The organism is Paenibacillus sp. FSL P2-0322 (assembly GCF_037975315.1).
GTDB lineage: Bacteria > Bacillota > Bacilli > Paenibacillales > Paenibacillaceae > Paenibacillus > Paenibacillus polymyxa_B.
Map to the genome: position 1 here is coordinate 6,084,019 of NZ_CP150243.1, position 7,942 is coordinate 6,091,960.

At 45.3% G+C, this 7,942-nt stretch carries 7 protein-coding genes; all 7 read right to left on the minus strand.

The window, feature by feature from the left end:
* Positions 1-212: 212 nt before the first annotated feature.
* Positions 213-935, minus strand: coding sequence for a 16S rRNA (guanine(527)-N(7))-methyltransferase RsmG (gene rsmG / locus MKY24_RS27000; protein WP_028540983.1), 723 nt, complete (start codon positions 933-935; stop codon positions 213-215).
* Entirely contained in the window at positions 935-2,824 is a 1,890-nt protein-coding gene (mnmG, locus tag MKY24_RS27005) for a tRNA uridine-5-carboxymethylaminomethyl(34) synthesis enzyme MnmG (RefSeq protein ID WP_339201214.1), read from the minus strand. The genes rsmG and mnmG overlap by 1 nt, the downstream gene beginning before the upstream one ends.
* 95 nt (positions 2,825-2,919) lie before the next feature.
* Complete coding sequence (mnmE, locus tag MKY24_RS27010) at positions 2,920-4,296, minus strand: tRNA uridine-5-carboxymethylaminomethyl(34) synthesis GTPase MnmE (RefSeq protein ID WP_013312814.1); 1,377 nt, start codon at positions 4,294-4,296, stop codon at positions 2,920-2,922.
* 128 nt (positions 4,297-4,424) lie between these two features.
* A complete protein-coding gene (gene jag / locus MKY24_RS27015) occupies positions 4,425-5,186 on the minus strand; it encodes an RNA-binding cell elongation regulator Jag/EloR (protein ID WP_028540985.1) in 762 nt (253 codons plus the stop codon).
* On the minus strand, positions 5,183-6,049 hold the full coding sequence (locus MKY24_RS27020; protein WP_023991157.1) for a YidC/Oxa1 family membrane protein insertase: 867 nt from the start codon (positions 6,047-6,049) through the stop codon (positions 5,183-5,185). Before MKY24_RS27020 ends, jag begins: the two co-directional genes overlap by 4 nt.
* Before the next feature lie 71 nt (positions 6,050-6,120).
* Positions 6,121-6,471 (minus strand): ribonuclease P protein component, encoded by a 351-nt coding sequence (rnpA, locus tag MKY24_RS27025; protein ID WP_013312817.1) that lies wholly within the window; start codon positions 6,469-6,471, stop codon positions 6,121-6,123.
* Between the two features lie 264 nt (positions 6,472-6,735).
* Positions 6,736-6,870 (minus strand): 50S ribosomal protein L34, encoded by a 135-nt coding sequence (gene rpmH, locus MKY24_RS27030; protein ID WP_007433250.1) that lies wholly within the window; start codon positions 6,868-6,870, stop codon positions 6,736-6,738.
* Positions 6,871-7,942 lie beyond the last annotated feature (1,072 nt).

Consider the following 7,942-nt stretch of genomic DNA (forward strand, 5'->3'; position numbering starts at 1 on the left):
CTATCACTTTTCCAGCCATAATCCTATCGTCTCTACCAGCTTTTCGGAAGGATAAGAGAATAAATTATGCATCCTCTTTGATAACTATCAGCCATCCTCCTCCCCAAATGTAAACAAGAACGTATGTTAGCAAAGAGTCTTTTATGTAAAGAGTCTATCAGCCATAAAAAAAGTGAATGTTTCACGTGAAACATTCACTTTCTTTCAAACATTTACACTAACGGCGTCTTCAAAGGAGTACCCGGCTTACGTGGATATTTTCGTGGTGTCGCCGCTCTTTTTTCAATAATAATCATATGTCTAGCTGCATCTTCAACAGGTAGCTGGAAGGCCTGAACATGTTTGATTTTTCCCTTTAGCTCTTTCAAGCTGTAGGAAGCTTCCTTGATTTCCTCTGTAGGATCACTGCCCTTCATCGCGGCAAAGTGTCCTCCTTCACGGACAAACGGCAAACAAAATTCATTCAATACTGCGAGACGAGCAACAGCTCTGGCTGTCACTAGATCATAACTATCGCGGTATCCTGGTTTACGCCCCAATTCCTCTGCCCTGCTATGAATCAGTTCAACATTTTCCAGACCCAACTGTTCTACCACATGTGCCAAGAATTGTATACGTTTGTTCAGCGAGTCTACAATAGTCAACTGAATCTGCGGAAAGCATATTTTCAAAGGAATGCCCGGAAAACCTGCACCTGATCCAATATCAGCTAGGCTTTCCACATCTTTTAACGGTACATAAAAGGCCAGGGAAAGAGAATCATAAAAATGCTTGGTGTACACTGCATCACGCTCAGTAATACCCGTCAGGTTCATTTTTTCATTCCACTCAACCAGCACACGGTAATATGTTTCAAACTGCTCTAACTGACTGTCATTAATCACAATACTATGCTCTGCCAGCCGCTGCTTAAATTGCTGTTGTATCGCGTCCATTATGATCCCCTTGCTGCCGTTACGCGGTTATAATGCTCCAGATAAACCAGCAAAATGGAAATATCCGCAGGAGTTACACCCGAAATACGGGATGCTTGGCCAATCGACATCGGACGGATCTTTTCAAGTTTCTGCTTGGCTTCAATGGCCAGTCCTTGAACTTCACTGTATACAATATCCTCTGGGAGCTTCTTCTTCTCCATCTTTTGCAGACGCTCAACATGCATCAATTGCTTTTCAATGTAGCCCGCATACTTAATTTGGATTTCCACCTGCTCCTGTTCTTCCTCAGTTAGAGCTAAAGGTGAAGGTGAGATTTGTGCTACTTGCGCATAACTGATCTCTGGTCGACGCAGCACCGTTAACAAATTACTGCCATCCTGTATTGGTGCAGATCCGCCTTGCTCCAGCATCTCATTTATATCAACCGGACGAACCTTCGCCAAGCGTAAACGTTCAATCTCTTGCTCTACCTTTTGCTTTTTATCCAAAAAGCGCTCGTATCGTTCATCCGTAATTAGGCCAATATCATGCCCGATCGGAGTCAATCGCAGGTCGGCGTTATCATGACGCAACAACAGACGGTATTCTGCACGCGACGTCAGCAAGCGATAAGGCTCATTCGTACCCTTCGTCACGAGATCGTCGATCAGAACCCCAATGTAGCCTTGCGAACGGTCCAATACGACAGGCTCTTTGCCCTGCACCTTGCGAGCTGCGTTAATCCCTGCCATAATCCCTTGACCTGCAGCTTCTTCGTAACCGGAAGTACCGTTAATCTGACCTGCTGTGAACAAGCCTGGGACTTTCTTCGTTTCCAAAGTAGGCCATAACTGCGTAGGTACCATTGCATCATATTCGATAGCATAGCCATTGCGCATCATCTCTACCTTTTCCATCCCCGGAATCGAACGCAGCACAGCTAATTGCACATCCTCTGGCAAGCTGGTGGACAAGCCCTGAACATAGTATTCAGATGTGTTTTTACCTTCAGGCTCCAAAAAGATTTGGTGCTTAGGCTTATCACTGAAACGTACCACCTTATCTTCAATAGATGGGCAATAACGTGGTCCCGTTCCTTCAATCAGACCAGAGAACATGGGTGCACGGTGCAAATTATCATTAATAATCTGATGCGTTTCTATTGAAGTATATGTCAGCCAGCAAGGAAGCTGTTCATTATCTGAAGACTTCGTTTCATAGGAAAAGAACTTCGGTTGATCATCACCCGGTTGTATTTCCGTTTTGCTAAAATCAATCGTGTCCTTATGCACACGTGGCGGCGTTCCTGTCTTAAATCGAACCAGATCAAAACCCAGCTCTCTCAAATGCTCAGACAATCTCAACGAAGGCTGTTGATTGTTCGGACCACTCTCATACATCAGCTCGCCCATAATGATTTTTCCGCGCAGATAAGTGCCTGTGGTCAGGACAACTGCTTTACTTCGATAATCTGTGCCCGTCTTCGTAATTACACCTACGCAATGACCGTCTTCCATAATCAGCTCTTCAACCATACCTTGGCGTAAGGTCAGATTCGGTTCCTTTTCCATCGTTTCCTTCATCGTATGCTGATAAGAGAACTTGTCTGCTTGTGCACGCAATGCATGAACCGCGGGACCTTTACCAGTATTCAACATTCTCATTTGGATAAACGTCTTATCGATATTCCGACCCATTTCGCCGCCCAGTGCATCAATTTCTCGCACCACATGCCCTTTTGCAGGACCGCCAATAGACGGGTTGCAGGGCATGAAAGCGACCATATCCAGGTTAATTGTGATCATCAACGTGCGACAGCCCATCCGTGCTGCTGCCAAGGCTGATTCTACGCCCGCATGGCCCGCGCCTACGACAATTACGTCATAGTCGCCTCCTTGGTAACCCATACCTTTCTTACCTCCTTATACATTCCGGTCTTCACGCCGAATATGCTCTTGTATATATAACGATAGTAGGCTTATATCAGCCATGCTTGAAAGTTCTATTTGCCCAGACAAAATTGTGAAAATATTTGATCTATTAGCGCATCATGCGCAGTATCGCCTACAATCTCACCCAAATGCTCCCATGCCAGCCTTACATCAATCTGGATCATGTCGATCGGAACAAATTGATCAGCGGCTTCATAGGCATCTACCAGCGATTGCCGCGCCTTCTTCAACAAAGCAATATGCCGTACGTTGCTGACATATGTCATATCCGCTGATTCCAGCTTGCCGCTAAAGAATAAATTCGATATAGCCTGCTCCAGTCGGTCCGCTCCCTCATTTTCCTTCACAGACATCGGTACGATAAGCTCTTCGGGAACATAACGCAGCAACAAATCCCGGTCTACTTGGGCCGGTAAGTCCATTTTATTCATAATGACAATCGCTTGTCTACCGCGGATTTGTTCCATTAATGCCATTTCATCCTCATGCAGTGGTTCGTTGGCGTTAATGACGATGAGCAGCAGATCCGCTTCACTAACCGCCGTTCTCGAACGTTCTACTCCGATCCGTTCCACTACGTCCATCGTTTCACGAATCCCGGCTGTATCCAGCAGCTTGAGCGGAATACTATTAATCGTCACATATTCCTCAATAACGTCACGGGTTGTACCCGGAATATCGGTCACAATTGCCCGCTCGCCCTGAGCCAATGTGTTCAGCAGTGATGATTTTCCCACATTTGGTCTTCCAACAATCGCTGTGGTCAGCCCTTCACGTAAAATCTTTCCCTGCTCCGCCGTATGCAACAGCCGATCAATTTCCGTCATGACCTGACTGCTTTTATCCTTGATTAAGTCAGATGTAAAAGATTCAACATCATGCTCAGGATAATCAATGTTCACTTCAATATGAGCAAGTGTCTCCACCAAAACATGACGCAAGCGACGAATATTCTGGGACAGTTGTCCATCCACCTGCTTCAAAGCCACCGAAAAAGCTTTATCTGATTTGGAGCGAATCAAGTCAATGACACCCTCCGCCTGACTCAGGTCAATACGACCATTCAAAAAAGCACGTTTCGTAAATTCACCTGGCTCAGCCAGACGTATATTTTGCAGCAATAGTAAATCCATCACCCGTTTGACGGCTACGACCCCGCCATGAGTGCTGATTTCTACGACATCTTCTGTCGTAAAAGAGCGTGGAGCCCGCATCACTGTAACTAAAACTTCCTCCACCTTTTCCTGGCTTTGAGGATCTATTATATGTCCATAATGTACCGTGTGAGTTGGAGCCTTGCTTAGAGGCGTTTTACTACGGAACAAAGCCTCCACTTCCGTGACCGCTTCTGGACCGCTGATCCGTACAACCGCAATGCCGCCCTCGCCGACAGCCGTTGCAATGGCAGCTATAGTATCGCTCAGCATAAAGTTTCTACCTCCTATCAAGTAGAAACGACATTGCCGTCCTTCATCAAGGACGGCAGCCGTTTCAGCGAGAAATATAAGAAAAAAAGCAATGGCTTCTGCATCTTGCAGAGAGCCATTGCGTCGGATTATTTTTTAGCAATGACGACGCGCCGATTGGGCTCGTCCCCCTTGCTGTATGTTCTAACCAGCGCATGCTGTTGGAGCTTGGCGTGAATCAGCTTCCGCTCCTGTGACGGCATTGGCTCCAGTACCACTTCCTTGCCATAACGAATAGCCTGGTTCGCCAACCGATCTGCCAAATCCTCCAGCGTTTTTTGCCGACGTGCACGAAATTGCTCGGCATCCAGCACAATTCGGATGAATTTGTCAGAATGACGGTTGGCAACGATATTCGTCAGGTACTGTAATGCATCCAATGTCTGTCCTCTGCGGCCGATCAACATACCGAGCGACGGACCGGAGATATCCAGTGTACTTTCATCCTTGCGGTGGCGGACATCAACTTTAACGTCCAATCCCATTCCTGCTGCTGTTTCACGGATGAAACGCACCGCCTCTTCATAAGGATCTATATGTCCCGAAGGTGCTCCCATGTTCATCTGTGCTTCCTGTGCAACAGGCCCAGTTTCTTCTGATAAAGCCTGTCCCACGCTAGAAGGTGCTTGAGCCGATACATGAGGTTCAGCCGCGTGTGTGGTTTCAGGAGACGGCTCAGAGAGCAGCGTAAGCTCCACCTTCGCCTTCTTGACCCCGAGCCACCCCAGGAATCCTTTTGACGGCTGTTCCAACACGCTTACGGTTACCCGTTCACGGCTTACTCCCAGCTGGGAGAGTCCTTGTCTTACAGCATCTTCAACGGTTTTTCCTGATGTCACGACTTTGGTCATCTCGACTTTTTAGCCCCCTTCGTGTTTTTGCCACTTTTTTTCTTACTATTGGAGGAACCTGTTTTCGCGAGACTGGCTGTTTTCACATTCGCCAGTGCTGCTTCTTTATCCTTATTCCGATAAAGGAAATAGTTTTGAATGATCGTGTAAATATTACTGTAGAACCAGTACAACGGCAAAGCGGATGGGAAGTTGTACGACATGAACAGAATCAGCACCGGATAGACGTACAGCAAAAATTGCATTGGTCCCTGCTGCGGCGTCGGATTCATTTTCATCATCATCCAGGTTTGGACAAAAGTCGTAATCGCTGCCAAAATCGGCAGGATAAACAAGTGATCCGGTTTACCTAACTGGAGCCACAAGAAGTCATGATCCCGCAATGCCGAGTTATAATAAATGGCATTATAAAGCGCGATGAAAATTGGCATCTGTACTACCAAAGGAAGACAGCCAGCCATCGGGTTGACCTTATTTTCCTGGAACAACTTCATCGTCTCTTGCTGGACTTTTTCAGGCGTATCCTTGTACTTCGCTTGAATTTCTTTTAATTGCGGCTGAATGGCCTGCATAGCTTTGGAACTACGTACTTGCTTGAGTGTAAGCGGCAAAATAATGGTTCGCACGATAATCACCAGAATCAGTACGGCCAGGCCATACTCTCCAGAGAACCATTGGGCAAATGTATCTAACGCATACGAAAACCAGTAAACGACATATCTTTGCCAAAACGATCCATTGGCCAAGTCTGCCGTCGTGTAAGAATTGTGGGCCGTCTGAGCACATCCGGACAGCACAGCAACAAGTGCCAATAAGGCAATCAGGAGGAACCATTTTCCTCGTTGAGTCTTCAAACGCGACACTTCATAACCCCTTTCTTAACCAATCCATTCCAACGTAAATCATACCATATCCTGTAGGACAAAGATACTGACTATCGGCGTGAAGACTTGAGCAGCGAGGCTTTGCGTAGAACGTGCAGCACGCTTTTCTCCAGCTCTTGATACGACATTGTAACCGCACCCTTACGAACGATAAAAATCAGGTCAATCTGCTCCACCAATTCATGCTCATGATGGCGCACAATTTCCTTAACGATTCTGCGCATCCGGTTGCGAACTACTGCGTTGCCGATCTTCTTGCTGGCCGAAATTCCGACGCGGAACTGCTCTACCTCTCTGCGGCGGAACCAGTACACCACAAACTGATGGTTGGCAAAAGATTTGCCATGGCGGTATACGCGCCCAAAGTCCGCCCGGTTTCGTAGACGCAATTTTTTTTGCACGGCGCTTCTCCTTGCTCATCTCTTTTACACATGTCGGTAAGCTAACCTTTACCTTTTATATAGTAAGAAGTATGGACAACATTCCAACATGGTAATCTCGCTTATTTTATATCCGTTTTCAAAAGCTTCATCTAATATAGGACAGGATGCTGGACTTCTCCCTCTTCTTTCACTACATTTTTTACAACAATAAAAGAAGGAATCCGATCCCTGAATACCTCAATTATGAAAAAAAAGACCACCGTAGTGGTCTTTATGCACGCATTACGCACTCAATACTTTTCTACCTTTTTGGCGACGAGCTGCCAAAACTTTACGGCCATTCTTCGTGCTCATTCTTTTACGGAAGCCGTGAACTTTTTTACGTTTGCTGACATTCGGTCTGAAAGTCGGTCTCATTGTGCTGCACCTCCTTACAAGGAATACGTTTTATATGGAATATACCTAACGTAGCAATCTCCACAAAAAACACCTTTGTACATTTAACCACAAATAGCGGCCAAAGTCAATGTACTTGTGAATCCTCTCCCTCTTTTTCGCATTCAGGAAGCCTCCTCCCCTTCCTCCCGCTCACTCACTTCACTCTTTTATCCCCTTACTTCATAAAACTTCTTTCACCTCTCTCTCCATCATCAGCATTCTATTTGTAGTTTTCGCTCCTCCAAAAACGTTTTTTTACATTTATTCATTCTGTAACTTGAATCCATCCTATTTTCAGATCGACGTTATCAGGTTCGTTCAAAAATAATGTCGGAAACGTTACCGGAAATTTTCAACAGAAAAATAAGCCTCTGTGACCAAAAGGCAACGGCTGTTATACACAGATCCACAAAAAGAACTGAATTGTGATTTAAATGGTCATAACCTGTGCATAACATTTTAGAGTAAAAAAGAGTTATTGTCGAAAACTGAACAAATTATAAACAATATCTTGTGTTGTGAATAAAAATTGTACACAACAGATTGAATTTGTGGATAAATAACCACCAGTCATTGAAATACAAGGCTTCTTTTGCTATGATGATATTACTTTTGAATGTGAATATGTTGTTTTACCCTCCATATTATCAACACCCTGTGGATAAAGTTGTGAACAAGTTCAATTTATCCATCTTTTTATTTTTGTGCGGATTCGGGATTCTGGGGATATATTCTACATTTTTCATTTGATTTCGACATATTGCAGTCCCGTTTTGGCCTGCGGGATCAAGAGAACGGATCGTGCCGCACATTCCCTCCTGAGAAATATCGCCTTTCTTCTGCTGATCAGCAGCGGAATTTCCATTAGCTATTTTTCAGGGTCATTTTGTGCTGCGTTCTCTCACCACACTGCCGCATGATTTAGGCGGCGGTATGTCTTTTTATGGCCTTCAACAACATTTTTGGGATTTAGGCGTTTTGCCGAAGCGCCGAGAGCAGCTCTCTGCAGCTTAATTCGGTAAAATGTCAGGATTTAAAAGGAGTGACGTCT

Coding starts and splice junctions, on each gene's coding strand:
- mnmE (WP_013312814.1), bottom strand. CDS start 4,296: ATGCTGAGCGATACTATAGCTGCCATTGCAACGGCTGTCGGCGAGGGC.
- mnmG (WP_339201214.1), bottom strand. CDS start 2,824: ATGGGTTACCAAGGAGGCGACTATGACGTAATTGTCGTAGGCGCGGGC.
- rsmG (WP_028540983.1), bottom strand. CDS start 935: ATGGACGCGATACAACAGCAATTTAAGCAGCGGCTGGCAGAGCATAGT.
- rpmH (WP_007433250.1), bottom strand. CDS start 6,870: ATGAGACCGACTTTCAGACCGAATGTCAGCAAACGTAAAAAAGTTCAC.
- jag (WP_028540985.1), bottom strand. CDS start 5,186: ATGACCAAAGTCGTGACATCAGGAAAAACCGTTGAAGATGCTGTAAGA.